Source organism: Taibaiella helva (genome assembly GCF_003545695.1).
Classification (GTDB): Bacteria; Bacteroidota; Bacteroidia; order Chitinophagales; family Chitinophagaceae; genus Taibaiella; species Taibaiella helva.
The window spans coordinates 17,286-42,557 of sequence record NZ_QUZZ01000003.1 but is presented as its reverse complement, the minus strand read 5'-3'; the positions used below and the strand labels follow the sequence as shown (position 1 = coordinate 42,557).

The following is a 25,272-nucleotide window of genomic DNA, read 5'->3' as shown; positions in this document are numbered from 1 at the left end:
TTTGTTTATGCTAAGATCGTGAGGCTAAAGCAGCCTTCAGGCATGTGCCTTGTTTAAGCTGTCTGCCGTACGGTGAAGGAAATCTTCGATCATTTTGCTTACTGCGATGGCTGCCGTTTCCCTGGGGAATTTTACGGTGACCCGCTCCTCGCTGAGCAGCCACTGGTGCACTGCCCTGAACGACCTGGCCGAAAGGGAATCGATCACCGGCACGCCCAGACGATGGATAGCAGCCGCATTGCATTGCTGCTCATATTGCCGCTTCATCGGGACCACCATCAGCTTCTTATTGAGATAAAGCGCTTCTGCCGGGCCTTCAAAACCCGCTCCCAGCAAGGCGCCTGTACATGAAGCCAGGCTCTTCAGAAAGGTGTCGTTCTCAATAGGTGATATCTGTATCTGTTCGAAAGTAAAAGCTTCCTTATTGTGCTTGGAAAAGACTTCCCAGGTCACACCTTTGAAGCGATGCAGGAAACGGATGAGCGCTGCATCGTCGTAAGCAGGAAGATAAACGGTATAATGGCTTCCTTTTTCGGGCACCAGCGCCTGCACTTCCCTACGGATAACCGGTGTAAAGATCCTTGCATTGTACCGCTCGAAATGGAAGCCGAAGTAAGTCGAAAAAGGGGCATAATAGCGCAGGATGAATCGCCCGAACCAACCCGATACCACCGGCTTAGGCGTGCAGGGCTGCACTACGGCCGACTGATGGCTTAAGGCGATGCAAGGCACTTTGCGCAGCTTGCAGGCCCAGGCCGATACGGGTTCAAAATCGTTAACGACCAGGTCATATTCTTCGACCGGCAAATGATAGATATCTCTGAAAAAGCGCCAGGGATGCAACTTACGGAAGGTTTGCCACAGCGAAACGCCGCCATGTCTGCCGAAGATAAAGCTCAGGCCTTTGAACCGGTACTTTACCGGGTAGGGCAGGCTGAGATCGGCCTGGTAGCCGCTGACCAGCAAGTCGACCTCACCGTATTTCTTCAGTTCGGGATATACATCCTTCGCCCGGCTTAGATGGCCGTTGCCTGTACCTTGTACCGCAAAAAGTATTCTCATCTGGGATGCTGATGTGGGAATGGTCAGTAATGTAACATGAAGCAAAAGGTCATTTCTGAACCAGCTTCATTTCGGCAAGCAGGCTATCGAACAGTTCTTTGGTCGATTCCTTGCGGATCTGGCTGCTCTTCAGCACCACCGATTGCGCTACAGGATCGTCCTGGTAGCGGTAGAGCTTCCAGTCTCCATCGGTATATTCCAGCGAAGACAGGTTCTCGATCCAATCGCCGGAGTTGAGGTAGCGGATTGGGCCTTTCTCGGTGACCATAGTCTTCATGGCGGGTTCGTGTATATGCCCGCAGATCACATATTTGTAATCGTTCGAGGCCGCGATCTCACAAACGGTAGACTCAAATTTATTGATAAAGGCTACAGCGCTTTTCACACCGTTCTTGATCTTTTTAGAAAAGGAGATCTTACCTCTGCCCATTTTCTCACTGATGAAATTGACAAAGCGGTTGATCAGTATCAGCGTATCATAACCGATAGCCCCCAGCCTGGCCAGCCATTTGGAATGCTGCATTACCACATCGAAAACATCTCCGTGGAAGATCCATACTTTTTCCCCGCCCAGCTTTATGGAGAGCTTATTGCAGATCTTCAGCGTACCCAGCTGAAATCCTTTGAACTTCCGCAGCATCTCATCGTGGTTGCCGGGAATATAATAGAGCGGCACTCCTTTGGTGATAAGTCCTATCAGGTGCTTGATCACCATCATATGCGTGGGTGGCCAGTAGCGCTTGCTGAATTGCCATACGTCGATAATATCGCCGTTAAGAATCACTGCCTTGGGCTTAATGCTTTTCAGGTACTGGAGCAGCTCTTTGGCATGGCAGCCATAAGTGCCCAGGTGTATATCAGAAAGTACAAGCAGGTCTATTTCTCTTTTTGCCATGGCAGGAGCATAATGATTGGTTCATGCGTTTCTTTTACGCTTCCTGCAAAAAGAAGAAACAGACATTGCTTAATTATTAAATGGAAGTAAACTAATTATTAAAAACCGCACTATACATGGCATTTCATAAGCCAGAACCGACCGGGTAAGGGATCAATTACACTCCGGCATGCCATTAAAAAGCGGCTGCTCTTATAAGAACAGCCGCCGGCTACCGGAACGATCCGGTTTAAAGATTATAGCTCAGCCCGATCGTAAGCGTGCTGAAAGCGTCCTTGCTTTTGTTGGGATAGCCCACAGGATTATAGCCGTCAAGCTTTTCGGAGAAAGAAAGGTTGTGACGGTAATTGATATTGAGCGAGAGCTGGGATCTGCCATATACCCGCCCCGTATAGGCTTTGTTGAGGTGTGCTACAGGCAGGTAATAACCCACCTCGGCGGGGATTGCGATCTCGGCGCCGTCGGGATCGGGTATCACACCGGCATCGGGGCTTGCCGTTGCCTTCGCTTTTACCTTATTGATGATAAATCCCGCGCCCACACCGGCGTACAGGCCGCCAAGGTATTTGATATTGGTCTGTACATCAGCATCGGTCTTGCCGGTCAAGGCGAGCCTCAGGGGATAAAAACGTGCCGTTACTGTGCCATAGAAAAAGCTGTTGCTGAATTCCATGTTGTAAACGCTGGCGTCGTTCCGGTCACCGGCCTTCAGCTTGCCCATCTGCAGCTCGAGGTTCACGCCCAGCCAGGGCAATGCGGCATACTGCGCGCCAATGCCGAACACAGGCTGCTTCGACTTTTTCTTTACATCGGTAAAGGGAAAGGTAATGCCGCCATTAACGGCAATGCTGAACTGGTTGGGCTGATTGGGCGTTTCATCCTTAGGCAGGGTTTCAGCCTGGTCTTGCGCCATTGCCCATAAGGGGCAGAGGAGGAGTACAGTCGATATCGTTTTACGTATCATAGGGTGCTTATTTACTGGGACTAAAATATACAATAAAGGATTTCTAAAGAAGCCGGGGCAGAAATTTTCGGACAAATTTGGCAGCAGCCGCTAAAGAATGCTTAATCTTCCTGCCGCGGCCTCAAGCGTCGCTTCTTTCTTTGCAAAGCAGAACCGCACCAGGCGTTGATTGTCCGGCGCCGAGCCATAGAAGGAGCTGAGGGGAATGGTGGCAACACCGTGCTCCTGCGTCAGCCATCGCGCAAACTCCTGGTCGGGCAGGTCGGACAAGGCCTCATAGCTCATGACCTGGAAATAGCTGCCGCTGGCGGGCCGGCGGTACCGGAACCGGGTATCCTTCATCTGCTCCAGGAAAAAATCGCGCTTGTCCTGCAGCAGCCGGGTCGTGGCGGCAAGCCTGCCCAGATCTTCCAGGTAAAGCGCCAGCGCCTGCTGCATGGGTGTATTGACGCTGAAGGCCAGGTACTGGTGCAGTGCTCTGAAGGCATCGGTCAGCGACGGAGGGGCAATGCAATATCCCAATTTCCATCCCGTACTGTGAAAAGCCTTTCCGAAAGAATATACCGCAAAGCTACGGTCGCGCAGTTCGGGAAAGCGCAGTACGGAAAGGTGCGCTTCATTATCGAAGACCAGGTGCTCATACACCTCGTCGGCGACCACATACAAATCGTACTCCTGCACCAGCTTGATCAATTGCTGAAAATCTTCCGGCGCCCAGGTGCTGCCACAGGGATTATGCGGGTTGTTGATAATGATCGCTTTGGTACGCTGCGATGCTGCGGCAAAGACCCTTTCCCAGTCGACGCCGAAGTCTTCCTTATTTAACGGAACCCGTACAGGAACCGCTCCATTGGCATAGATATTGGGTACATAGCTGTCGTAGGCGGGCTCCAGCACGATCACTTCGTCGCCGGGCTGTAGTATGGTGGCAAAAGCAGTGTAGATGGCATAAGTAGCGCCGGGGGTGATGGTGACCTCGGTAACGGGATCGATCGCTACCTGCTGAAAGTGTTCCACTTTGCGGCTGATGGCCTCCCGCAGCACCAGCAGACCCGGCATAGGGGCATACTGGTTGTAGCCTTCCTTTATCGCCTTCGCCACCAGGTCGCCCAGCGCTTCATCTATCGGGAAATCGGGAAAGCCCTGCGACAGGTTGATCGCCTGGTGCTCCTGGGCCAGGGCGCTCATGACACTGAAAATGGTGACACCGGTTGAGGGGTATTTAGGGATGATCATGGCTGTAATTTACTAAGGAAATAATATCGGTGTATACCGGGGCGCCTTCATTGGCAAAGATTTCACTGCCGAGCTTGCTTATGCGCGCTAAAATGAGATGGCCGGCGCTGTATGCACCGGCCATCTCATTTCTTTTTCGCACCGCTTTAATCGATGCCGAAATAATCGAGGATATATTCTTTAAGCAGGATCTCCTGTGCGGCCAGCGTATTCTGGTCGGTCTCTACTTTCTTCAGCTCCCTGAAATGCGGCCAGCCCTCGTCGTCATAACCTTCCGGCGCATAATAACCGCCGCGGCTCAGCAAGGTACATACCGCGATATGCATCAGCTCCTGCTTCTGCTCTTTCGAGAACTTGATCTTCGGGATCCGTCCACGGTATTCGTTCACACCGATGAGGAACAGTATCGCTTCCATGTTCGGTTTCTTGCCGAAGCGCTCCACCAGGTCTGCCTCTAATATGATCCAGCGCTCAAAGAGCGACTTTTTTTCTTCCATTACCATTGATCTGCTATTTAGCTGCCGGCAGCAATATCGATACCAGCCTGCTGCAAAGGTATGTCAAGATCTGCTTACAGCATTCTGCCGATCACTTCGCTGATCGCGATCCCCTCGGCTTCGGCCTTATAGCTTCCGACCACACGATGCAGCAATACGGGCAAAGCCATCGCTTTTACATCTTCGATATCGGGTGAAAATTTACCGTGCAGCAGCGCATAGCATTTGGCAGCCAGGATCAGGTTCTGGGATGCGCGCGGCCCCGCACCCCAGGCCAGGTATTGTGTTGCCAGGCTGTCCTTGTTCTTCTTATCGGGGCGGGTTTGCTGCACCAGGTGTACAGCGTATTCCAGCACATTGTCGGGTACCGGCACCTTGCGCACCAGCTGCTGGAAGTACAGGATCTCTTCGGCGTGCAGCACCTTGGGCAGATCGATCTGCTGCGGGCTGGTCGTCTGACGTACGATCTGCACTTCTTCGGCGAAGGCGGGATAGCTCACAATGATCTGGAACATAAAGCGGTCCAGCTGTGCCTCGGGCAAGGGATACGTACCTTCCTGCTCGATGGGGTTCTGCGTAGCCAGTACGAAAAAAGGCGCCGGCAGCTTGTATTCTTCGCCTGCAGCGGTAATGTTCCGTTCCTGCATGGCTTCCAGCAGGGCCGCCTGTGTCTTGGGCGGTGTACGGTTGATCTCATCGGCCAGCACAATATTGGCGAACACCGGTCCTTTCATAAATTTGAACTTCCGGTTTTCGTCCAGTATTTCCGCGCCGGTAATATCGCCGGGCATCAGGTCGGGCGTAAATTGTATCCGTTTGAAAGAAAGATCGAGCGCATCCGCCACCGTCTTTACCAGCAGCGTTTTGGCCAGGCCGGGAACACCCACCAGCAGGCTGTGGCCGTTGCACAAAATAGAGATCACAAGCTTTTCCACCACATCCATCTGCCCTACGATCACCTGTCCGACCGCCTTGCGCAGCTCGTCGTATTTCTGTTGTAAAGCTTTTACCGCTTCTACATCCGATGCGTAATGTACCATAATGTCAAAGTAAGGAGATAATTGCCACATCTGCAAATGAATTCAGGGATAGATGAACGGGCGCTTACCGAATTGGCAAACTCCCTGAAAAGACATACATTCGTAAAAATATTCATTCGTATCCGCCTTTCCTGAAGATGAAGCTACCTTATCTACCATCGCGGGGACCGCAGGATGCCAATGATCTTTTTACCCCAAACCCAAACATTTATCATGAACACAAAAGCAGCGCTGACCTGGTTCAGGCAGCAATTCGGCGCACAGCTCGACGCCGCCGCACAAGACACCCCATACACTACCGACCTGCTTTGTGCAGTCGCTTACCAGGAAACCGGCCACATCTGGAGTCGCATGGTGAACAAGCTTCCGCTCCCCGATATTGTGCGTCTCTGCGTCGGCGATATTATTGATGCTCCCGGCCGGACGGCCTTTCCCAAAAACAAAGCCGATCTGCTGAGCGCGCCCAACGGCCAGCAGATGTTTACGATTGCACGGCAATGTTTCGAGGAGATGGCGGTCTACATTACGGAATACAAACCTTACCTCAGCAACAAGAATAAATTCTGTCGTGGCTATGGTATTTTCCAGTACGACCTGCAGCACTTCAAAAGCGATCCGCAATACTTCCTGCAGCAAGGCTGGACGGATTTCGGCCTTTGCCTGTCGAAATGCCTCGGCGAGCTGGAAGCTGCACAGCAACGGCAGGGTTGGAGCAGCAAGAAGAAGCTGAACGATGAGGAGCTGGTATATGTCGCCATTGCCTACAACAAAGGCAAAGCCGATCTCAGCAAAGGATTCAAGCAGGGCTTTTACGATAAGGACAGCAAAAAATATTATGGCGAATACATCTTCGAATACCTGATGCTGGCGCGCTCGCTGAAGGGCAGCGACAGCCCGGGCGCACCGTTGTCCGATCCCACACCGGTGGCTACCGGCAGCCGCGTGTATCGCGTTAACGTAACCGACAGCACGCTCAACCTGAGGCGCGAACCTGCGATCCCTGCGCAAGGCAAGCCTTCGAATGTGCTGACCCGTATGCCTTCCGGGCAATTGGTCAACTGGCTTGGGGGCAAAAAGACGGACGGCTGGTACCTGGTGGAAACAACCATCAACGGCGCTTACTTCAAGGGCTATGCTTCGGCACAATACCTGGCGCCGGTAAAGGAATCGCTGCCCGACGTGCTCGAGCCCTCGGCACCCGATCCGGTGAGCGGCATCACCGCGGCACATCTGCCTCCAAAGCCGGGGCTGGTTACCCGGAGAGCCGATCCGGCCAATGCCCGATCGCTCAATGAAGCAGGGCAGCCGCAGCGTAGCAGCCATGGAACGCCCTCTGAACTATCGGCGTCCTTGCTGCAGATCATCAGCTGGCTCGATGTGACCAACCCGAAACATACGCGTTATCAGCCGGCAGATGGAAAGACTTTCTGCAACATCTATGTGCACGACTACTGTCACCTGGCAGGTGTATATATGCCCCGGGTATGGTGGACGCCGGGCACTATAGCGCGCCTGGCTTCAGGCGAGCAGATATCGCCGGTATATGGCAATACTGTGATGGAAATGCAGGCCAATGCGCTGCTGGTATGGTTCCGTGATTTTGGCCCACGCTTCGGCTGGCGCCAGACAGCCACGCTGAACGAGCTGCAGCATGCTGCCAACCTTGGCGGCGTGGCAATCATTGTGGGCAGGCGCATTGCTGATAGCGGACCGGGACATATGACGGCCATCGCACCGGAGGCCTCTGTTAAAGCGAAACGGGATACCAATGGCGTGGTAACGCTGCCGGTACAAAGCCAGGCTGGCGCCAGCAATATCAAGCTCGGCAACGGTACGGCCTGGTGGCTCAACAGCACGAAGTTTGCGGAATATGCTTTCTGGATACATGCCTGATTCCTGCGGCCATCACCAGCGACCCACGGCCTTTGTAGAGAGACGTGCATCCTTGCGGAGACGTTGCATTGCCTTGTAGAGACGTTGCATGCAGCGTCTCTACAAGGCAATGCAGGTTTAATAGTTGATCACTTGCTGTTCCAGCTCGGGCATCTCCCTGAACTCGTATTGCTGGTTGCGCAGCTGCGGCTCAAAGCCCGCTTCCCGTATGGCTTCCTGTATGCCGGCGGCGGTGAAACGATGCGGAGCTCCGGCGGCGCTCACTACATTTTCTTCGATCATGATAGAGCCGAAATCATTGGCGCCGGCATGCAGGCACAACTGTGCTGTTTGCTTACCTACCGTAAGCCAGCTGGCTTGTATGTTCTTCACATTGGGCAGCATAATACGGCTCATGGCGATCATGCGGATGTATTCTTCGGGCGTGGTGTCGTTCTTGGCCCTGCGGATGCGGCGCAGCAGCGTATCCACATCCTGGAAGGTCCAGGGAATAAAGGCGACGAAGCCTTTAGCCTGCTCCGGCTTTTTGGCTTGCACGGTGCGCAGCTTCACCAGGTGCTCGAAACGTTCCAGGATGGTCTCTACATGACCGAACATCATCGTGGCGCTGGTCGTAAGCCCTATCTGGTGAGCCACTTCCATAATGTCGAGCCATTCCTGCGCGCCGCATTTACCTTTGGAGATCAGACGGCGCACCCTGTCATCGAGTATCTCTGCACCCGGGCCGGGCATACTGTCCATACCGGCTTCCTTCAACGCCAGCAGAGCTTCCTTATGGCTGACGCCGCTTACCTTGCAGATATGTGCTACCTCGGGAGGGCCCAGGGCATGCAGCTTAAGGCGCGGGAACAATTGCTTCAGCTCGCGGAACAAGCCGGTATAATAATCCAGGCCCAGATCGGGATGATGACCACCCTGCAGCAACAATTGCTCGCCGCCATAGCGAAAGGTCTCTTCAATCTTGCGCTTATAGGTTTCAATATCGGTCGTATAGCCTTCGGCGTGGCCGGGAATACGATAGAAATTGCAGAATTTACAGTTGGCCGTGCACACATTGGTCGTGTTCATGTTCCGGTCAATGATCCAGGTTACCTTGTTATAAGGCACCTGTATTTTGCGCAGCTCATTCGCTACATAGGCCAGCTCCGAAAGGGGTGCATTTTCAAAAAGAAAGACGCCTTCTTCAGCCGAAAGGAACTCGAAGTTCAGCGCGCGGTCATACAGTTGGGAAAGATTCATCGTTTACACTATCAGGATCCGAAATCAGGCGGCTATCGCCGCTTATCAACAAGCAAAGTTAGCACAAAATGATACCCCAACCTTTGGCCATACTATCTTTTCGCACAGGAGGGCCTGCTGGGAAAACAAGGCTTCCGCCTTCGCTCCTGTTCCATCAAACAATAGCAACAATAAAAAATAAAAATTCTCTAAAAACAGCCACCAGGCTGCGTTACGACGGCTTCATATTTATGTGTTATACCTGGCTTTTAAAAATAAATTTGGTAATTTAAAAAAGAGGATTCTATCTTTGCAACGCAAAAAATAATTCTTAACAACTAACGATATGCAACGTTACGCAACACATCTCATCAACGAAGCAGGCTTCAGTCCCTTGTGGAGAAGTCGCGCGTGCGGGGCATACGCACAGTTGTCTTAAAACGATCAGAAAAAGACGAATCATACAGGCCCCGCAACAAAGCGGGGCTTTTTTAGGTAACAAACGAAACGAAAGAAAACACAGCATGTACCAACCGTCACAACCCCAGGGATACTTATGGACCGCACCGCGACCTGCGCTGCTGCCCGGGATAGGTATGCCCGTCCATAGCGGTATCATTGGCAATAGTGGGGAAAGTGTGTGCCTGTTTAGCAGCCAATACAAATATTTCCGACTGAGGAGCGTCGTCTGGCAGGATTGATCCTGCGCACGAGTGTAAAGCCCTGCAGTCTGTCCTGCGGGGCTTTTTTATTACCCCTGTCGGACCCTGATTATTGAAAAGGAAAGAACGATGAACACAGCCCCTTACCCTATGCTGTTGCGGCTTTATGGCCGGCCGCAGCGGCGCCCTGAATGATCTGTAACAGGATCATTCCTCTTATCGGATGGTGCAACGGCAGCACACCGGTTTTTGACACCGGCGATACAGGTTCGAGCCCTGTTCCGATAACCTTACGTTGTCTTTAGCTTACCAGGTAGAGCGCCACACTGTGACTGTGGAGAACAGGGTTCGAGTCCCGGAGACAACCAGTATACTCCTGCCTTCAGGGGCTGGGCGGTACTCAGGCAAGGAAGCATCACCCATGCGCCGGCTATGCCGGTTACGCGGTTCGAGTCCGCGGAGTACCCCAAATGGTAGATTACTCAAGAGGTCTAAGAGAGCCGCCCGCTAAGCGGCCAGGGTGTAACAGCCGCATTGGTTCGAATCCAATATCTACCGCAGCAAAAACAAAGGTATCCTGGCAGAGCTGGTCTATGCACCGGATTGAAGATCCGGCAAACGCGGTTCGAGTCCGCGGGATACCACAGGAACACAATCACCGGATAAAAACAAACCATGGAAACACAGACTTTACATTGGAGAAAGCTTGCCGGACACCAGGTCCGGCGGCCCATTGAAGAAGAAGTGCGGCAAGCCATCCTACGGGAGCATGCCGCCGGACACAAGCTCAAGGCCTGTATCGGAACCGATAGCCAGGTCAAGGGAAAGCATATCGAATGCGCTACCGTGATCGTGCTGCTGCGTGAAGGCCGGGGCGGCTTCATGTACATTCAGAAAGAGATCCTGCAGCAAAGCATGAGCATCAGGGAAAGGATGCTGCACGAAGTATCGCGGAGCGTCGAGGTTGCCTACCGCTTATGCGATCTTTTCACCGAGCACGATGTGGCGATGGAGGTGCATGCCGATATCAATACTGATCCCGGCTTTAAAAGCCATGTAGCGCTGAAGGATGCTATGGGCTATATCACCGGCATGGGCTTTGCCTTCAGGGCCAAGCCGTACGCCTTTGCCAGCACCAGCTGCGCCAATAAGATCGTACACTAAGGTTTATAATGTAAAGCCCCATTGTCTTCACAACGGGGCTTTACATTTAATGGCGATTGTTACACTTTCTTTTTCTTCCAGCGTCCTCTCTTGAATAAGATAAAAGCCGCAATGGTGATGGCCGTCTCGGCAACCGGTATCGCTACAAAAACGCCCCGGGGTCCCCATTCCAGGTATTTGGCCAGCAGGTAAGCCAGTGGCACCTGCAGTGCCCAGAAGCCGAAAAGGTTGACCCAGGTTGGCGTCCAGGTATCCCCCGAACCGTTGAAGGCATTGATCATGACCATACCGATGCCATAAAAGATAAAGCCGGTGCTCATGATCATCAAAGCGGTTCGGGCCACCGAACGGATCGCCTCGTCATTGGAGAAAAAGGACACGAGCCAGCCGCCGAGCAAAAAGAAAATAATGCTCACAGCCAGCATAAAGAGCACATTGTACTTAACGGTCTTCATCACCGATTCTTCCGCGCGTTGCACATTCTGCGCGCCCAGATTCTGTCCTACCAGGGTAGAAGCCGCGTTGCTGAGGCCCCAGGCGGGTAGCATAAAGAACATCATCAGGCGCAGGGCCGTCTGGTAGCCAGCCGAACCCGCATCGCCGCCGGTGGTAGCCACCAGCTCGGCCAGGAAGATCCAGCTGCAGGAGGCGATTACAAACTGGAAGATGCCCGGTGTGGCGATACCGACCAGCGCACGAATCACCTTGAAGTCCGGCAGGAAATGCGACAGCCTGATCTTCAGCTGATGCTTGCCTTTAAACAGGTGATACACCTGGTACAGCACGCCTATGCTTCGTCCCGTAGCGGTAGCCATAGCCGCTCCGGTAAGGCCGAAGGCCGGCACAAAGGCAAAGCCGTTAATAAACACAGGGCAAAGGATAATGTTACAGATATTAGCGATCCACAGGCTTTTCATGGCAATGGCCGCATTGCCTGCGCCACGGAAGATACCATTGATCAGGAACAGCAACATGATCGCCATGCTGCTGCCCATCATGATACGGGTAAAAGTGCCACCTTGTGCGGTAGCTTCCGCCGAAGCGCCCATGAGACGCAGGATGTCCGGCGCAAAGATGACGCCGGCTATGCTGAGCGCCAGTGTAACCACCGACGCAATCAATATGGCCTGAACGCCGCTATGGCCGGCCTCTTCTGGATTCTTCTCCCCTATACGGCGGGCAACGACGGCGGTAGCAGCCATACTCATGCCTATAGCAATAGAATACATAATGGTGAGCACCGATTCCGTAAGGCCTACGGTCTGTATGGCTTCACGGCTGTTTTCCAGGTGGCCCACGAAATAGAGATCCACAAGGGCGAAAACCGACTCCATGGCCATTTCCAGCATCATAGGGATCGCCAGCATGATCACGGCTTTGCGGATGCTGCCTTGCGTATAGTCCATTTCTTCGCCACGCAGGGCTTGCTTCAATAAAGTGAAGTAACTGGTCGCCTTGGAGGCGCCATTTATAGTAGAGGGCATAAAAGGGGTTGTAAAAGATGAAAAATAGACCAACAGGACGGCTGGCGTCCATCCATTTGTTTATTGTCTGTTCGGGAGTATTGGCCAGATCCGTACTAGTGTACGAGGATCATAGCCCCATAGATTTTCATCGTTCGGAGATTGAGGGCTCAAAGGTATTGCTTTTTTATCAATGAAAAGTTAGGATTTTCAGAAAGCTCAATGCTGGTATATTTTCTCGGCGCGGTTATAAATCTCGTTCAGCGTCTTTCGCAGCGAAGCCGGCTGCAGCACGGTCACATCGGCGCCATGGGACAGCAGTTCCATGATAAGGTCATGTGTAATGTACAGCTCCAGCGCTACCTGGAGACCTTCCTCGTCATCTTTAAGGATGCGCTGCGATTCATGCAGGGGAAGACTTTTGATGTATTTGCCTTTACCGGGCACAAATTGCAGCACAATGTCCTGCGGTTTGCTTTCAGGCACCGAGGGACGGATAATACCAAAGCAGTGCCGGAAATACTCGTTCACATTAAAGCCTTTGTCCGCCTTGTATTTCTGGCGGCTGGCCTCCAGCGATGTGATGCGATCCAGCGCAAAGGTTTTTAAAGAGTGGTCTTTCAGGTCTTTGGCCAGCAGGTACCAGCGGCTTTGAAACTCTTTCAATGCCAGCGGCTCCACCCTCCGCTCGCTGATGTGCTCATCCAGGTATTTTTCATACTGAAAGGTAACCACCAGCCGCGAACGGATGGCATGCAGCAAGGGATGAAAATGCTCCATGCCCTGCGGCCGGCGCTTTTCCAGGTAGACGAAGTCGGAGAGACCGTCGGCCAGATTCAGCGCCTGGTAAGTATTGTACGCGTCGGCAATTCTTTCGCCCAGGTCGTCGGGCATATGATCTTCTTCCAGATAGTACTTGCGCAGCGAAGGATTGTACTGGATATCCTTCTTGTGCAGGGAAAGAATCTCTTCTTTATCCCTGAGGAAAGTACGCTGTGAAAAAATGAAGCTGTAATCGTGGGTCTCGCATTCCAGCTCATAGTAATCTTTTAGCTCCTGCAGACTGGCCGGGGCTTTCAGCAGCCTTCTGATAATGCATTGGTGACGAAAGTAAGTATCGGAGAGCGACATGATGAGGGTGTTTGTATGCAAATATAAAATTTATCCATAGGGGGAAGGAACAAGTAAGGCAGCTTTAAAAGGCCTTGTTCTTATCTCCCTACCTTGGCGAAGGTAAGGGAGATTTAAAAGCCGGCACCCCCTCCTCAGGTACCGGCTTTATGGTGACAGGGATATACAGGGGCCGTCAGAAGGGTTTGGAAAAAACACCCTTCCGGATCAGGTCCGAAGGATTTTCCAGGCCGCCCAGCTCTTTATACTTCTCTTTAAAATGATTGCTGTTCCAGAATAGCCGTACCCAGTTCTGAAACAGCTCTGCCTTTTCCGGATCAAGGTGTGCCGGTGCAGTGTGCTTGTTTTCCTGCTCGAACTGAAACCCGATCTTCTCATCGAAGAAGAGCGCATGCAGGCAATATTTGTGCAAGGCCTCATGATCATTGGTGGCATTGAAATGGAAGAGCGCCGTATGCCGCAGCTGGTTGCCGGGTATATACACGGCTTCGGTATAGTACAGCACTTTGCAGGCATTCCTGTTCTCGTACAGGTGTATGGTAAGCGCCAGCGGCTCTCCGTTCCGCACACATTTATAAATACGGGGTTGCTCTAGCTCTCGGTATCCTAGCCGGCCGATAAGCGCAGCCTGGTCCCGTGCAGGTTCAGCATTGATTGTCGTTTCCATAAGTCTGGTATTTGGGTGTTGGGAAATGGTTCCCGGATAACAGCTGTTTCTCCGTTGTTTGATAAAGCAAAGGTATCGGGACACTACGCCAGAACGCGGCGCAGGGTCCTGCTTTGGGTGCAAAAATTTTATAGATGGGAATATCACATGCACAACTATTTCTCCGTTTATTTGTAGTGTGAGCGGCAACAGCGCATTATGTATGCAGCAGGTCGAAACAACAACAACCACACACATCATAAAAATTATGGGATTGTTTTTTAACCGGAAAAAGAACAAGCGGGGCAATAACACTGGAGAGCAGGAGATACTGCATGCACGGCAGAGCTTTCCTTTTTACATCAAAGCCCCGATGGTCGTCATCGGTATTTACCTCTTCTTTTATATCCTGTGGCTGTTGCAGGATATTATTGTACCCTTTGCGTTTGCCGGGCTCATTGCTATCCTGCTGAACCCGGTATACAACAGGCTGCAGAAATGGAAAGTGCCCAAGATCCCGGCGATACTGCTAACGATATTGCTGGCAGTGCTGGTGCTGGCCGGCATCCTCTTTTTCCTGTCCTCGCAGATCGTACAGTTCGGCGATATGATCCCCCAGCTGAAAGAGAAGACATTGTCGCTGCTTCACCAGCTGCAGCAATGGCTTAGCGAAAGCTTCGGCATCTCTACCGAAAAACAGATGAATATGGTGAATGAAGCCATGAACAACAGTAAGGCCTATGTCGGTCGTACACTCAATACCGTGTTCGGAATGCTCAGCTTTTTTGTCCTCATCCCCCTGTATGTTTTCCTGCTGCTGTTCTACAAGCCACTTATCCTGAATTTCATTTATGAAGTGTTTGAAGAAGACAATGAAGAGCAGGTAGCGGAGATACTAAAGGAGACCAAGGGCGCCGTACAAAGCTATATTGTGGGTCTCATGATCGAGACCTCTATTATTGCAGTGTTGAATTCAGCAGCCTTGCTGATCCTCGGCGTACAATATGCCATACTGCTGGGTGTTATCGGCGCCATACTCAACCTTATTCCTTATATCGGCGGTGTCGTAGCGATACTGCTGCCGGTACTGATGTCTTTTATTACCAAGGACGGGTTTACCACACCCATACTTATAGTAGCAGCTTATTCCGTGATCCAGTTCCTGGACAACAACATTATCGTGCCGCGGGTCGTGTCTTCCAAGGTATCTGTCAATGCGCTGATCTCGATCATCGTGGTCCTGCTGGGCGGAACCTTATGGGGCTTCAGCGGCATGTTCCTTTCCATTCCTTTTGTGGCCGTGCTGAAGATCATCTTCGACCGTATCGATGAGCTGAAGCCCTGGGGTAAGCTGCTCGGCGATAAGATGCCTGCTAAGGCTCCACGCCAGGTGGTTAATCCCGAAGAAACCGACGATACGCCAGAAGGCAGAGCCGCCCAGGCCGCGGGCGAGGACGAAGTTTCGTAAAGGTTTGCTGCGTATTCGTCTTTATATCTCCCGGATCGGCGCTGCAGCCAGAGACTGGACCTTTCGCAGGCTGTCGCATGCTATAAGATTAACCCTAGTATTTCTTTGTAGCAAGCGGGCCTGCATTACCCTGATCGACTCAGTCTGATGCACAAGGAGAGGCTCATCGCACAATATGACTACGGAAAGCTTTCCGTAGTCAAGGCACAGCGGCGCAGCGGCAAGCTGGACACCAGCACCAGATCAGCAAGCCAATGACCATCGCCGAGATCGCTCATCCGCAGGAGGCAGGAACGCCCGTACCGCAGGCCGGATGATCGGCTTCCGGCGGGAAGAGGCCAGATAAGCTTATCATTACTGTCACAGGCAAGTCCTGTACTACGGGCGCTACAAAGATTGTAGCGCCTGTATTTATATGGACCGCTCCGGCGCCGCCGGCAATGGTTCTTCACTACCGGCGCTTACCTGCTAATCCAATTATTTTTCGGACTTGCACCGGGCATCGCGGAGTTTGGCACTATCCTTGATAGAGTACCTAGGTTCAATAACATGCTTAAACTCCCTTTACTTTCAAAAAACATTCCTATGGTTTTTCTGCAAATCGATGAAACAATCAAAGCCGGCGCCGACGCGCTGAACTCGGGCCAGGTATGGCTGATCAAGATCAAGGCTATGGCCATTGATTATGCGCCCAAGCTGATCGGCGCCATCCTTGTCTACATTATCGGGCAATGGATTATCGGCCGTATCGGCCGCCTGTCGAAGAAAGTGCTTTCCACGCGGAATTTCGACGTCTCTCTGCAAAAGTTCCTGCTTTCCCTCATTAAAGTTACCCTCAGCATCTTATTGTTCCTGGCCATCGCCGGTATGATCGGTGTGGACATTACCGGCTTTGCCGCCATCCTTGCCGGTGCCGGCATTGCCATCGGCGCGGCGCTCAACGGCTCGCTGGGCAACCTTGCGGGCGGGGTCATGCTGATGATCTTCAAACCCTTCAAAGTACACGACATGATCGAGGCTCAGGGCGCTATCGGTATTGTACAGGAGATCGGTATTTTCAACACAACTATTCTTACGCCTGAAAACAAAACTGTGATCCTGCCCAACGGCGCTTTATCCACCGGCGTGATCACCAACTATACGACGCATGGCAATCTCAGGGTGGACCTTACCATGGCCATTGCTCTGGATGTCGCTATCGACACTGCCCGCAAAGTGGCCATGGACGCCATGCTCCAGCATCCCAAAGTGTTGAAGGCGCCGGCTCCGGAGGTGAGCGTGCTGAAGGTAGGCGACGGTATGACCTCCCTGGCGATACGTCCTTATACTACACAAGCCGATTACTGGGATGTCTATTTTGGTGTACAGGAACTGGTTAAAAAGGCTTTCGATGCCAATGGTGTCGCCGGCCCTATCCCGACACGGCTGCTCATCAATAAACAATAATAGCAAACAACTATTGCAAACGAAGGCCGGCTGCTCACGCAGCCGGCCTTCGTTTATTTTCTGATTATCCCGGAGTCTTTTAATTCCGCCGCCAATATGATCAAAGAATGCCTTCCTTAATTTCCGTCCAGAGATCGCGGTAGCAAGTCGCGGCCCGGCCCGAAGGCGCAAAAGCGGTTACCGGCGCCTGGTGCAGGCCCATCTTCTCTACCTCTGAGAGATAAGGGATGTAGTGCTCAAAAAAACGGCGGTCGGCGCTGAGGGTATGCATAACCTCGGTATGCAGGCTCTTGCGCGCATCGACCATTGTAAAAAAGCACATCAGCTTTCCGAGGTCGAGATGTTTATCTTCAAAATATTCTTTAACGATATCATAGGTACGTACCGATAGTGTAGTGGGAATAGCCGGCATCAGCACGATATCGGCGGCTTCAAAGACATTGTCGGCCAATACGGAAAAGCCGGGCGGGCAATCGATAAAGACAAAATCGTAGCTATGCTCTGCCTGTTTCAGCAGCTGCCGCATCTGTTTCTTGGAGCCCTTTTGCTCGTCGAGCAGGATATCCAGCTTACGCGCTGATTTGTCGGCGGGTATCACGTCGAGCCCATCGTACCGGCTGTATTGCACCAGTTCGTCGAGCGACAGCTCTTTTTCCAGCAGCTTGCGCACACCGCCTTTGGTCGGCGGCTGGGTTTGATAATAGTAACCGGCGGCGCCCTGCGGATCAAGATCCCATAGCAGCGTACGGTAGCCATCAGCAGAAGAAAGGTGCGCCAGGTTTACACAAGAAGCGGTCTTACCTACGCCGCCTTTCAGGTTATACAAAGCAATAACGATCATAAAGCAGGTGTTTGTCGTTGCCCGCAGCAGCCTTGCGGCGGATCCGTACTACAGATGTCCGGATAGGTTTATTCCAGGTGGCCCATGCACGTGATTGTGCGAAGCCTACTGCAATATAAGGTATTGCCGCGATATGCGTGGAAGCCGGTTTCGGGACCGGCCTCCCACGGCGTTTACTTAATGAACAGCGACCGTCGCTCGAAAGTCTCTCCCGATTCCAGGAAATCCGTCAGCTGCGCGAAATGCTCCGCTTTATTAAAATCGGTCCATGTGGTATCGATCATCAGTATAGGTCCTTCCTCGTGGCTGAGGTATTGCATATAGGCCTCCTGGATCTCCTGCAGGTATTCATCGGCGATCTGCGCCTCGTACGGCCGGCCTCTCTGGTGGATCTGCTGCTGCAGCTTGGCTATAGGGCTGTGCAGGTAGATCAGCAGATCGGGCCGGGGCAGCTGGGTGCGGATAATCTCAGCCATACGCTGGAACAGCTCATACTCATCGGGGCCCAGGTTGTTGCGGGCAAAGAGCTGGCTTTTGATAATGGTGTAGTCGGCTACGATCATCTGCTGGAACAGCTCCCTGTTTAGTAGGGTATCCTTCAGCTGGCTGTACCGCTCGGCCAGGAAAGACAATTCCACGGGAAAGGCGTACCGCTCTTTATCCTCATAAAATCTGGGAAGGAAGGGATTATCGGCAAACTGCTCCAGGATGAGCCTTGCATTGTAGTGCTGTGCCAGCTTGTGAGCCAATGTGGTTTTCCCTGCGCCGATATTCCCTTCTATTGCGATAAAGTGGTACTCCATGCGGTAAAGATAAACACGCTTTTTAAATCCCTGCTGATCCGGTGCCTGTTTCTCCTTTACAACAGCAGGCACAACAAAAAGTTAAGTTTATGTAAGCAAATTTAAGTTACATAAATTATGATTTAACTTTACAGTGCTTGAGGCCCATACGCCGGGCAAAGCGCTTGTAACCCTCTGTCATCAAGAATATTGACCCAAGACGGTTAAGACGGGATTCTTCATAATTCCGCACGTAAAATGAATAAAGTTGCATTGGAAACGCTTATAATCTGACAGGTTTAGGAAGACAGCAGTCGCCCCTGAGATGGCGTTATGTCTATATCCTAAGCATAAACTACGACTTCTAAAGCACACAGGCCTTTAGCATGTCACCGGTAGTAATACACCTTATTGTATATCCGGAATACAACACAGGAAAAGCGTCTATAACCTGAATAAATAAGGCGTACGCTGAAATCTTCCCAACGGCGGTAAGACATGGGACTAAACTCAAGTTCAATGAAACGTCAGAATCTGAATGCCACGCTCGAAAGCCTCAATGGTGAAAAGTTTCAGCCATTAGATGCTAATTACACACAACATGTGCTGGGAGGTACCCCAACCGCAGGAGGCGACGGAAAATTAAATGGTAAACCGATAACCTTTGCTTCTGATTGTACTGAAATGCTGGAAACCGGTGTGTACTATGCGGAATTTTATGACAGTGATGGAAGATTAATCGGAGCGTATACTTCTCCGTCATAGCTATTGAGGAGCGTAGCTCAGAACTATTTCTGGGCTCCGCTCTGATTTACATTTCTACTCCGAAATACCCTTCTTTAATTTGGCTTAATCCTCACTCATGAAGCTTATTGTTCTGCTATTGGGCTTACTTTATACGAATGCTGCTCTCGGGAACAGCATTGATTCTGTAAGACGATACTATGAGCTAAAAAACAAGGCTGAACTGTCCATCATGGACGGTGCGTATTCCGATGCCCTGAAAAATTATGTGGCAGCGTTTGCGTACAAATCGCCCAACTCCCTGGATTTATACAACGCATTTACTACTGCTTTTTTAGTTGGTGATTCCGTACAATCCAGACGCTTCTTCAATTTGATGGCGCTACATGGCCAGCCAAAGGGGAATTTAGAGAAATTGAATAAAGATCTGCGGGGGAAGCCTTTTTACAACTGGCTTAGCCAGGACTATGATTCGATAAGGGCGTTATCTCTTAAAAGCAGTATGCCCGTATTTTCCAGGCTACTGGATTCAATCTATCATATTGATGCCGGCTACCGGCAGGAACTGAAAACCCAGCAGCAAATAAAAGAGATGATCGATGCAGACAAAGTAAACCTGCAATATATAAAGAGTTACATCAAACAATATGGCTTTCCGGGATACACGCAAGTTGGGCTGTTTGAAGAATTGCTAAACGGATGGCCCCACGCCTATAATACTTTTTGGCTGTTGATGTGGCATACCCGGCACATCAGCAAAGATCTCAACCAGGTAGCCCTGGATGCTGTAATGGCTGGAGATATGTCGCCCGATGACTATGCCATTGCAATAGATGCACAGGACAGTATAAAAACCTACTTTGCCATTCTGCCCAAAGGCAAGCAGCTGCCGAACGAGCGCTTCGATAAAATATTCAATGCCGCCGAGGTAGATAGAAAACGAGCACAAATATTTCTGGAGCCTATAGCAGCATACCAGCGGAAACTGGTGTTTCAGAATAGCAGAACCACTCATTTCATATTCAAGCCGGCCATGCAAATGGCCCTCAACTTTGCGACAGCAGATTTAAGTAATTTTTGATCAAATGCTATTGATACAGAGTGATCATCATGATGCTTCAACCACCGAGGTAATAGATTGGCTGCTTTATTTTGGTCATACAGCTTACGAGCGCCTGAACAACAAAACAGCGGTTAATATTTGCTCCCTTCGTATTGGTGGTAATGGCAAACCCTCTGTAAAGATCGGGTCTACCAATGTAAACGCGGTTTCAGGCTACTGGTATCGTAGGGGATATTTTGCTCCAGCTATTGCCACAGGAATTGAAACGCATTTAAAGGGCGCCTATACTTACCTGGACAAAGAATATGCGTATTATACGTTTGCGCTTAGCGATGTAATAGCGCAATATGATCACATCAACAGTTTCAACGATAACCAGGTTAACAAGCTTGCCGTGCTTATGGAAGCACAAAAAGCGGGACTGGAGATTCCGGATACTTTAGTCACCGGCAACCCAGAAGAGCTGGAAGCATTTATGAAGGAACATCCCCGGATCATTACAAAAGCGCTGGCCTGCAGCCGCTTTAAACTAAGCATTCAAGACAATTTTTATTTCAATGTTTCGCTCGATACTGCCCCTTTTGAACAAAGTGACCTGGAGCAGATTAAGCGCATCAACCAAGGACAGTTTTTACCTTCCCTATTCCAGGCCTATGTCGATAAGAAGTACGAACTACGTGTATTTTACCTTAACGGGGCGTGTTACAGCATGGCAATTTTTTCCCAGCAAAATGAAAAAACAAAAATAGATTTCAGGAATTATGATCAGCACTGTCCCAATCGTTGTGTACCATACAATCTTCCCGGACAGCTCCAACGTCGTATAAGGAGATTAATGCAAAAAATGCGTCTGAACTGCGGTTCGCTCGATCTGATTTATACGCCTGAAGGAAAGTACGTCTTTCTTGAAGTTAACCCCGTAGGCCAATTTCAATGGCTTTCGCACTACTGCAACTTCGATATTGAAAGATCAATTGCTCAAACACTTTTATGCAGCCATCACAAGATAATTTAATGGAAAGGTATACGACCTGGCTAAGTGCTAACCGACCGTATTTGCCGCTCAATGCACATCTATGGAAAGCAAAAATTGTAGTACTTAAGCAAATGCCTTTCCATAATATAACCCTGGGTACATACAATGCTTCCGGCGCGCTTGAAGTAAGATTTTACAAACCCTACTCACGAATAATTTGCCAGTGAAACAAGAACTATTAATGCTGTTCAGCCATTGCATGATAGTGCAAGGCGCCAGTCGCGCGGCCATTTGCGACCTTCAACGTAATGCGATACATTTTATTCCCAATAGTTTTGCGAGTCTTTTTAACGAGGGAAGGTACCTTGATCTATCCCGGCTCAACAAAGACATTGCTCCTGCGAGTCTGCCTACATTAAAAGAATACATTGATTTCCTATACAAGCATGAGCTGGGCTTTTCATGTAAACACAAAGACAAGGCGTTGTTTTCACCGCTCTCGCAAGAATGGATTTTTCCAGGTCATATTACAAACTGCATATTAGACGCTGAGAAAGCACTATACTATTTCGATGGGACCTTCTGTGAGCAGCTGGCATCACTTTGCTGCAACTTTATAGAAATCCGTTTCTTTGATCAACCTTCTCTCACCCACATCCGGGAGTTATTTGAATTGATCAATCAAACTCAGATAAAGTCAGTAGAACTCCTTATTCCCGGCTATGATGCAGGCTTCCAGAATAACATGCTCGATATCGCAAAAAGGAATCCTAAGCTAAGCTACGTTACATTTTATGGTGCATCGGAAAACACACAATACCGATCAGAAACTGCAGTAATTGTTAAGTGTACGGAGATCATGACGAGCGCAATATGCTGCGGGATAATTGCCAAAAACCTCTTTGTCGTCAATATTCCTCATTACACCGAATCACTGAAATATAATACTTGTTTGAACAAAAAGCTTTCTATCGACATTCAGGGCAACATTAAAAATTGCCCCTCTATGCAACAAAGCTTTGGCAATGTAGCTGACACAGCTCTTGCCGATGTAATAAACAAACCTGGCTTTAAAAAGTACTGGAATATTACCAAAGATCAGATCAATGTATGCAAAGACTGCGAGTTACGGCATATCTGCACGGACTGCCGCGCTTACCTGGAAGACCCGGGCAATCTTCACAGCAAGCCGCTTAAGTGCGGCTATGATCCTTATACCTGCAGCTGGGAAGACTGGAGCACTCATCCGCTTAAACAACAAGCAATCGATTTTTATGGAATGCGCGAGCTTTTTGTCCGGCGCGGGTAAAGAACACTTTCCCGGCTTCATTTATACTCCTGATGAACTGCGGCGCTTCCACGAGGCTGCCGGGATTTTCACACTATTGCTCTGCGATGATCGTATTATCCACTTCGAACCGGAGGAGCCCTGTCTGTTCCGCAGCTGGCTATACAGCTATGGTGTGGCAGTAGTAGAAGTAACGATGGGACCAGAAGCGCTTTAAAGACCGGAAGCGGCATTGGCCGCATCATCGCATGGCCATACCGATAGCTTATCGGCGCTTTGCTGCAGCAAGGCGGCATTGGTCTGGTGCAATATGGGATGTATGCCATCCGGCGCCAGCTCGCTAAGCGGCGCCAGCACAAAATTGCGTTCCTGCATTAACGGGTGCGGTATGCTGAGCTGCGGCAAGTTCAGCACCAGGTCGTCGTAATAGATGATGTCAATGTCGATGGCCCTTACACCCCATCGCTGCTGGCGCACACGCCCCAGCCGGTGCTCTATCTCCTGCAATACGCTCAGTAGCGGCAGGGGCTCCAGCCTCGTATGCAGCAGCAGGGCCTGGTTCAGGTGCGCAGGCAGACCTTCCAGTCCCCAGGCTTCGGTTTCATAGATACGCGAGGTACGTACGATACTACCGGCATGCTGCTCCAGTTCAGCAACCGCCAGGGCCAGCTGTTCGCGTCGGTCGCCCAGGTTGCTCCCGGTAAGGAGATATACGTCGTGTAGCTGCGGGGAGGACATTAATAGTGGGGAACGGCTTTCCTTGGATATTTCTCTTCCAGCTCGGCAACCATTGCTGTCGACTTTCCTTCCAGGTGCATCCGGAACAAAGTCGCGCAGGCACGGGCGTCGGACAAAGCATTGTGATGCTTCAGTTCGATGCCATAGGTATTGCAGAGCAGCGCCAGGTTGCGCTTGTATATTTTTACGGTGCAATGCTGCTGAAAGTGGGGCTGTGAAATATGGTAGTAATCCAGGCTTTGCCGCAGACAGGCGCAGTCAAAGTCGGCGTTGTGCGCCACCACATGCTGTCCTGCGATATAGGGAAGCATTTGTTCCCATATTTCGCTGAATACAGGCGCATGGGCGGTATCTTTGCGCGACAGGCCATGTACACGGGAATTGCCCCAGTGGTACTCGTTTTTCGGTGGTTGAACCAGCAGTTCCAACTCCTTCACAATTACTCCATTTTCCACTCTCACCAGCCCCACCTGACAGATGCTCCACATTTTGGCGTGGGCAGTCTCAAAATCAATAGCAGTATAGCTGGCAAAGGAACGTAACTCGCTCAATTCCATAAGGATTCTATTTCTTTTTGTACACGGGTACGGTAGAGCAGGGCTCTCCGTACATCAGGCTCTTCACAACGGGCTGCAGTTTAGCGGTGATGGCGATAAAAGCAGCTTCAGGCATTATTTTGTCGCCGCAGCCTTTGATCACGACCCGCTTGTCGGCATAATCCAGGGGATCGATGGCCCCGATCCTTTCCAGGATCTTTTTTTCGGTGAGGGTTTCCAGGGTTCCGAAAGCCAGGGAAGCGGCTACCGGCGACAGGGCTGTCGCCACCAGCATATAAGCCCATTGCGGAATGATGGCATCGGCCGAGCAGGTAACGGTTACCTGCTTGTCGCGGTACTGTTCCCAGTCGTGCAGGGGCAATGCTGCCCGGAAGTCTTTTTCCCGGAGGATCATTTCCCGGAACAGGAAAGGCTTCAGGTCAAAAACGGCCAGCTGAGCGGGATCGGGGAGAAAATCTTCCAGGTTCAGGGTAATGATCCCGCTTTCCGCTACTTTATTCACAATCATTTCGTCCATGTCAGGCTTAAGCTCCTTGCTTATCGAATTCGGGCACAAAATTACATATAATCGGGGAGGGAACATCATAAAAATCCCGTTATTGCTAAAAGCTATGCATCCGGGCCCCTGGCCTGATTTACCGCTGCCTTGCCCGGAGGAACGGGATTTATCGCTTTTTGATGAGGGAAGATAAAGGATAGCGCAGGTTGCTGTAGCCCATCATATCTACTTTAATGCTGCCGACCAATATGGGACTATCGACCCGGACAGGGATGTGATTGTCGTCATCGCTTACCCATACGGTCATCTTTTCGCCGCCCTCAAATATGGTCCCTTTGATGAGCAAAGGCGCGATCTTAATAGCATTGAAAGTACCGTACTTGGTCTTGACCTTTTCTTTGCCTACATAGCGGATGTACAGGTTGTAGACCTGGTCGTCGAGAAACATGCTGAAGGGGATCTTTGCACCGGGCTTATACTTGCTGTAGTCGATATTGCGGGCGTAGTAAATGGTCGACAATACGTCCTGCACACATTTCGGCACATCAAAGGTTTTTTTGTTGGAATAGGCTTTGCGCTGTTCCTGGTCGAAAGTAACATTGTTGGTGAACTTATAGCCGCCCTCGTCGACATTGCGTATAAATTTCAGGGGTAAAAGTGTTTCCACGTCGACATAGGTCTCGTACTTGTCCCGTACCCTGAAGATCCAGTCGTAGGAGGTATAGGTAGCGCCCTCTCCGGTGATATGAAATACCGGCTTCCCGTTAAGGGATTCCTGTTTGGTGGTAAAATTGGCCTCCCCCGCCGCGACCCATATCGCGCTCAGGTTATAGTATACTTTAAAATTAAGCTTCTCGCCGGCCTGCACGCATTTGTTGCCGGTGCTGCAAAAATCATTCTGGGCCGCTACGCCCATGGCCCGGCCTGTCATCCACAGTATGGTAAGCACAACGATCCAGTTTCGCATATAGGTCTTAGACAATGGAGGACGTAAATAGT

At 50.9% G+C, this 25,272-nt stretch carries 25 protein-coding genes and 4 tRNA genes; 13 read left to right on the top strand and 16 right to left on the bottom strand.

What is annotated here, in order from left to right; genetic code table 11:
- Positions 1–36: 36 nt before the first annotated feature.
- The 6 genes from DZC79_RS05535 to DZC79_RS05510 form a co-directional block, all read right to left on the bottom strand.
- Positions 37–1,062 (bottom strand): glycosyltransferase family protein, encoded by a 1,026-nt coding sequence (locus DZC79_RS05535; protein ID WP_118950562.1) that lies wholly within the window; start codon positions 1,060–1,062, stop codon positions 37–39.
- 49 nt (positions 1,063–1,111) lie between these two features.
- A complete protein-coding gene (locus tag DZC79_RS05530) occupies positions 1,112–1,957 on the bottom strand; it encodes a UDP-2,3-diacylglucosamine diphosphatase (protein ID WP_118950561.1) in 846 nt (281 codons plus the stop codon).
- Positions 1,958–2,186: 229 nt separating this feature from the next.
- Positions 2,187–2,921 (bottom strand): hypothetical protein, encoded by a 735-nt coding sequence (locus DZC79_RS05525; protein WP_157976947.1) that lies wholly within the window; start codon positions 2,919–2,921, stop codon positions 2,187–2,189.
- A gap of 90 nt (positions 2,922–3,011) precedes the next feature.
- The gene (locus tag DZC79_RS05520) at positions 3,012–4,157 is read right to left on the bottom strand and encodes a methionine aminotransferase (protein ID WP_118950559.1); all 1,146 of its coding nucleotides are present in this window, start codon (positions 4,155–4,157) and stop codon (positions 3,012–3,014) included.
- A 146-nt stretch (positions 4,158–4,303) separates the two neighbouring features.
- Positions 4,304–4,654: a hypothetical protein gene (locus DZC79_RS05515; protein ID WP_118950979.1), complete on the bottom strand. Its 351-nt coding sequence runs from the start codon at positions 4,652–4,654 to the stop codon at positions 4,304–4,306.
- A gap of 74 nt (positions 4,655–4,728) precedes the next feature.
- The gene (locus DZC79_RS05510) at positions 4,729–5,724 is read right to left on the bottom strand and encodes an AAA family ATPase (RefSeq protein WP_198666798.1); all 996 of its coding nucleotides are present in this window, start codon (positions 5,722–5,724) and stop codon (positions 4,729–4,731) included.
- Between the two features lie 183 nt (positions 5,725–5,907).
- Here DZC79_RS05510 and DZC79_RS05505 point away from each other — a divergent pair, with 183 nt between their 5' ends.
- Positions 5,908–7,587 carry an SH3 domain-containing protein gene (locus DZC79_RS05505; RefSeq protein ID WP_118950557.1) on the top strand — a complete coding sequence of 560 codons (1,680 nt, stop codon included), beginning with the start codon at positions 5,908–5,910 and terminating at the stop codon, positions 7,585–7,587.
- A gap of 117 nt (positions 7,588–7,704) precedes the next feature.
- On the opposite strand, the gene mqnC is transcribed toward DZC79_RS05505, so the two are convergent.
- Positions 7,705–8,826: a cyclic dehypoxanthinyl futalosine synthase gene (gene mqnC, locus DZC79_RS05500; RefSeq protein WP_118950556.1), complete on the bottom strand. Its 1,122-nt coding sequence runs from the start codon at positions 8,824–8,826 to the stop codon at positions 7,705–7,707.
- Positions 8,827–9,684: 858 nt separating this feature from the next.
- Here mqnC and DZC79_RS05495 point away from each other — a divergent pair.
- The 5 genes from DZC79_RS05495 to DZC79_RS05480 all read left to right on the top strand — a co-directional run bounded on the left by DZC79_RS05495 (position 9,685) and on the right by DZC79_RS05480 (position 10,631).
- Positions 9,685–9,755, top strand: a tRNA-Gln gene (locus tag DZC79_RS05495).
- A 6-nt stretch (positions 9,756–9,761) separates the two neighbouring features.
- A tRNA-His gene (locus DZC79_RS05490) sits at positions 9,762–9,834 on the top strand.
- 105 nt (positions 9,835–9,939) lie between these two features.
- Positions 9,940–10,025: transfer RNA gene (locus DZC79_RS21115), tRNA-Ser, on the top strand.
- Between the two features lie 13 nt (positions 10,026–10,038).
- Positions 10,039–10,111 (top strand) — tRNA-Phe (locus DZC79_RS05485).
- A 31-nt stretch (positions 10,112–10,142) separates the two neighbouring features.
- A complete protein-coding gene (locus tag DZC79_RS05480) occupies positions 10,143–10,631 on the top strand; it encodes a ribonuclease H-like YkuK family protein (RefSeq protein WP_118950555.1) in 489 nt (162 codons plus the stop codon).
- A 59-nt stretch (positions 10,632–10,690) separates the two neighbouring features.
- Here the strand turns inward: DZC79_RS05480 and DZC79_RS05475 are convergent, their stop codons facing one another.
- The 3 genes from DZC79_RS05475 to DZC79_RS05465 all read right to left on the bottom strand — a co-directional run bounded on the left by DZC79_RS05475 (position 10,691) and on the right by DZC79_RS05465 (position 13,892).
- A complete protein-coding gene (locus DZC79_RS05475; RefSeq protein WP_118950554.1) occupies positions 10,691–12,115 on the bottom strand; it encodes an MATE family efflux transporter in 1,425 nt (474 codons plus the stop codon).
- 198 nt (positions 12,116–12,313) lie between these two features.
- The gene (locus DZC79_RS05470) at positions 12,314–13,246 is read right to left on the bottom strand and encodes a helix-turn-helix transcriptional regulator (protein ID WP_157976946.1); all 933 of its coding nucleotides are present in this window, start codon (positions 13,244–13,246) and stop codon (positions 12,314–12,316) included.
- Between the two features lie 154 nt (positions 13,247–13,400).
- Complete coding sequence (locus DZC79_RS05465; protein WP_118950552.1) at positions 13,401–13,892, bottom strand: hypothetical protein; 492 nt, start codon at positions 13,890–13,892, stop codon at positions 13,401–13,403.
- 247 nt (positions 13,893–14,139) lie between these two features.
- Between DZC79_RS05465 and DZC79_RS05460 the strand changes: the two genes are divergently transcribed.
- Positions 14,140–15,339, top strand: a complete 1,200-nt coding sequence (locus DZC79_RS05460; protein WP_118950978.1) for an AI-2E family transporter — start codon at positions 14,140–14,142, stop codon at positions 15,337–15,339.
- 585 nt (positions 15,340–15,924) lie between these two features.
- Complete coding sequence (locus tag DZC79_RS05455) at positions 15,925–16,785, top strand: mechanosensitive ion channel family protein (RefSeq protein ID WP_198666797.1); 861 nt, start codon at positions 15,925–15,927, stop codon at positions 16,783–16,785.
- A gap of 100 nt (positions 16,786–16,885) precedes the next feature.
- Here the strand turns inward: DZC79_RS05455 and DZC79_RS05450 are convergent, their stop codons facing one another.
- Together DZC79_RS05450 and DZC79_RS05445 are read right to left on the bottom strand one after the other, a co-directional pair.
- Positions 16,886–17,626: a ParA family protein gene (locus DZC79_RS05450; protein ID WP_118950551.1), complete on the bottom strand. Its 741-nt coding sequence runs from the start codon at positions 17,624–17,626 to the stop codon at positions 16,886–16,888.
- A gap of 173 nt (positions 17,627–17,799) precedes the next feature.
- A complete protein-coding gene (locus DZC79_RS05445) occupies positions 17,800–18,501 on the bottom strand; it encodes a deoxynucleoside kinase (RefSeq protein WP_118950550.1) in 702 nt (233 codons plus the stop codon).
- Between the two features lie 426 nt (positions 18,502–18,927).
- Between DZC79_RS05445 and DZC79_RS21110 the strand changes: the two genes are divergently transcribed.
- From DZC79_RS21110 to DZC79_RS05425, 5 genes are all read left to right on the top strand, one after another.
- Positions 18,928–19,173 (top strand): hypothetical protein, encoded by a 246-nt coding sequence (locus tag DZC79_RS21110; RefSeq protein WP_157976945.1) that lies wholly within the window; start codon positions 18,928–18,930, stop codon positions 19,171–19,173.
- A 97-nt stretch (positions 19,174–19,270) separates the two neighbouring features.
- A complete protein-coding gene (locus tag DZC79_RS05440) occupies positions 19,271–20,233 on the top strand; it encodes a hypothetical protein (RefSeq protein ID WP_118950549.1) in 963 nt (320 codons plus the stop codon).
- Positions 20,234–20,237: 4 nt separating this feature from the next.
- Positions 20,238–21,230, top strand: coding sequence for a grasp-with-spasm system ATP-grasp peptide maturase (gwsG, locus tag DZC79_RS05435; protein ID WP_118950548.1), 993 nt, complete (start codon positions 20,238–20,240; stop codon positions 21,228–21,230).
- A gap of 184 nt (positions 21,231–21,414) precedes the next feature.
- On the top strand, positions 21,415–22,500 hold the full coding sequence (gene gwsS / locus DZC79_RS05430; RefSeq protein ID WP_157976944.1) for a grasp-with-spasm system SPASM domain peptide maturase: 1,086 nt from the start codon (positions 21,415–21,417) through the stop codon (positions 22,498–22,500).
- A complete protein-coding gene (locus DZC79_RS05425) occupies positions 22,466–22,696 on the top strand; it encodes a hypothetical protein (RefSeq protein ID WP_157976943.1) in 231 nt (76 codons plus the stop codon). Before gwsS ends, DZC79_RS05425 begins: the two co-directional genes overlap by 35 nt.
- On the opposite strand, the gene folK is transcribed toward DZC79_RS05425, so the two are convergent.
- From folK to DZC79_RS05405, 4 genes are all read right to left on the bottom strand, one after another.
- Positions 22,693–23,217: a 2-amino-4-hydroxy-6-hydroxymethyldihydropteridine diphosphokinase gene (gene folK, locus DZC79_RS05420; protein WP_118950545.1), complete on the bottom strand. Its 525-nt coding sequence runs from the start codon at positions 23,215–23,217 to the stop codon at positions 22,693–22,695. The genes DZC79_RS05425 and folK overlap by 4 nt on opposite strands.
- Positions 23,217–23,774: a 3'-5' exonuclease gene (locus tag DZC79_RS05415; RefSeq protein ID WP_118950544.1), complete on the bottom strand. Its 558-nt coding sequence runs from the start codon at positions 23,772–23,774 to the stop codon at positions 23,217–23,219. Before DZC79_RS05415 ends, folK begins: the two co-directional genes overlap by 1 nt.
- A gap of 7 nt (positions 23,775–23,781) precedes the next feature.
- On the bottom strand, positions 23,782–24,291 hold the full coding sequence (locus tag DZC79_RS05410; RefSeq protein WP_118950976.1) for a DUF2480 family protein: 510 nt from the start codon (positions 24,289–24,291) through the stop codon (positions 23,782–23,784).
- A 148-nt stretch (positions 24,292–24,439) separates the two neighbouring features.
- Positions 24,440–25,255 (bottom strand): DUF3108 domain-containing protein, encoded by an 816-nt coding sequence (locus DZC79_RS05405; RefSeq protein WP_232831763.1) that lies wholly within the window; start codon positions 25,253–25,255, stop codon positions 24,440–24,442.
- Between the last annotated feature and the right edge of the window lie 17 nt (positions 25,256–25,272).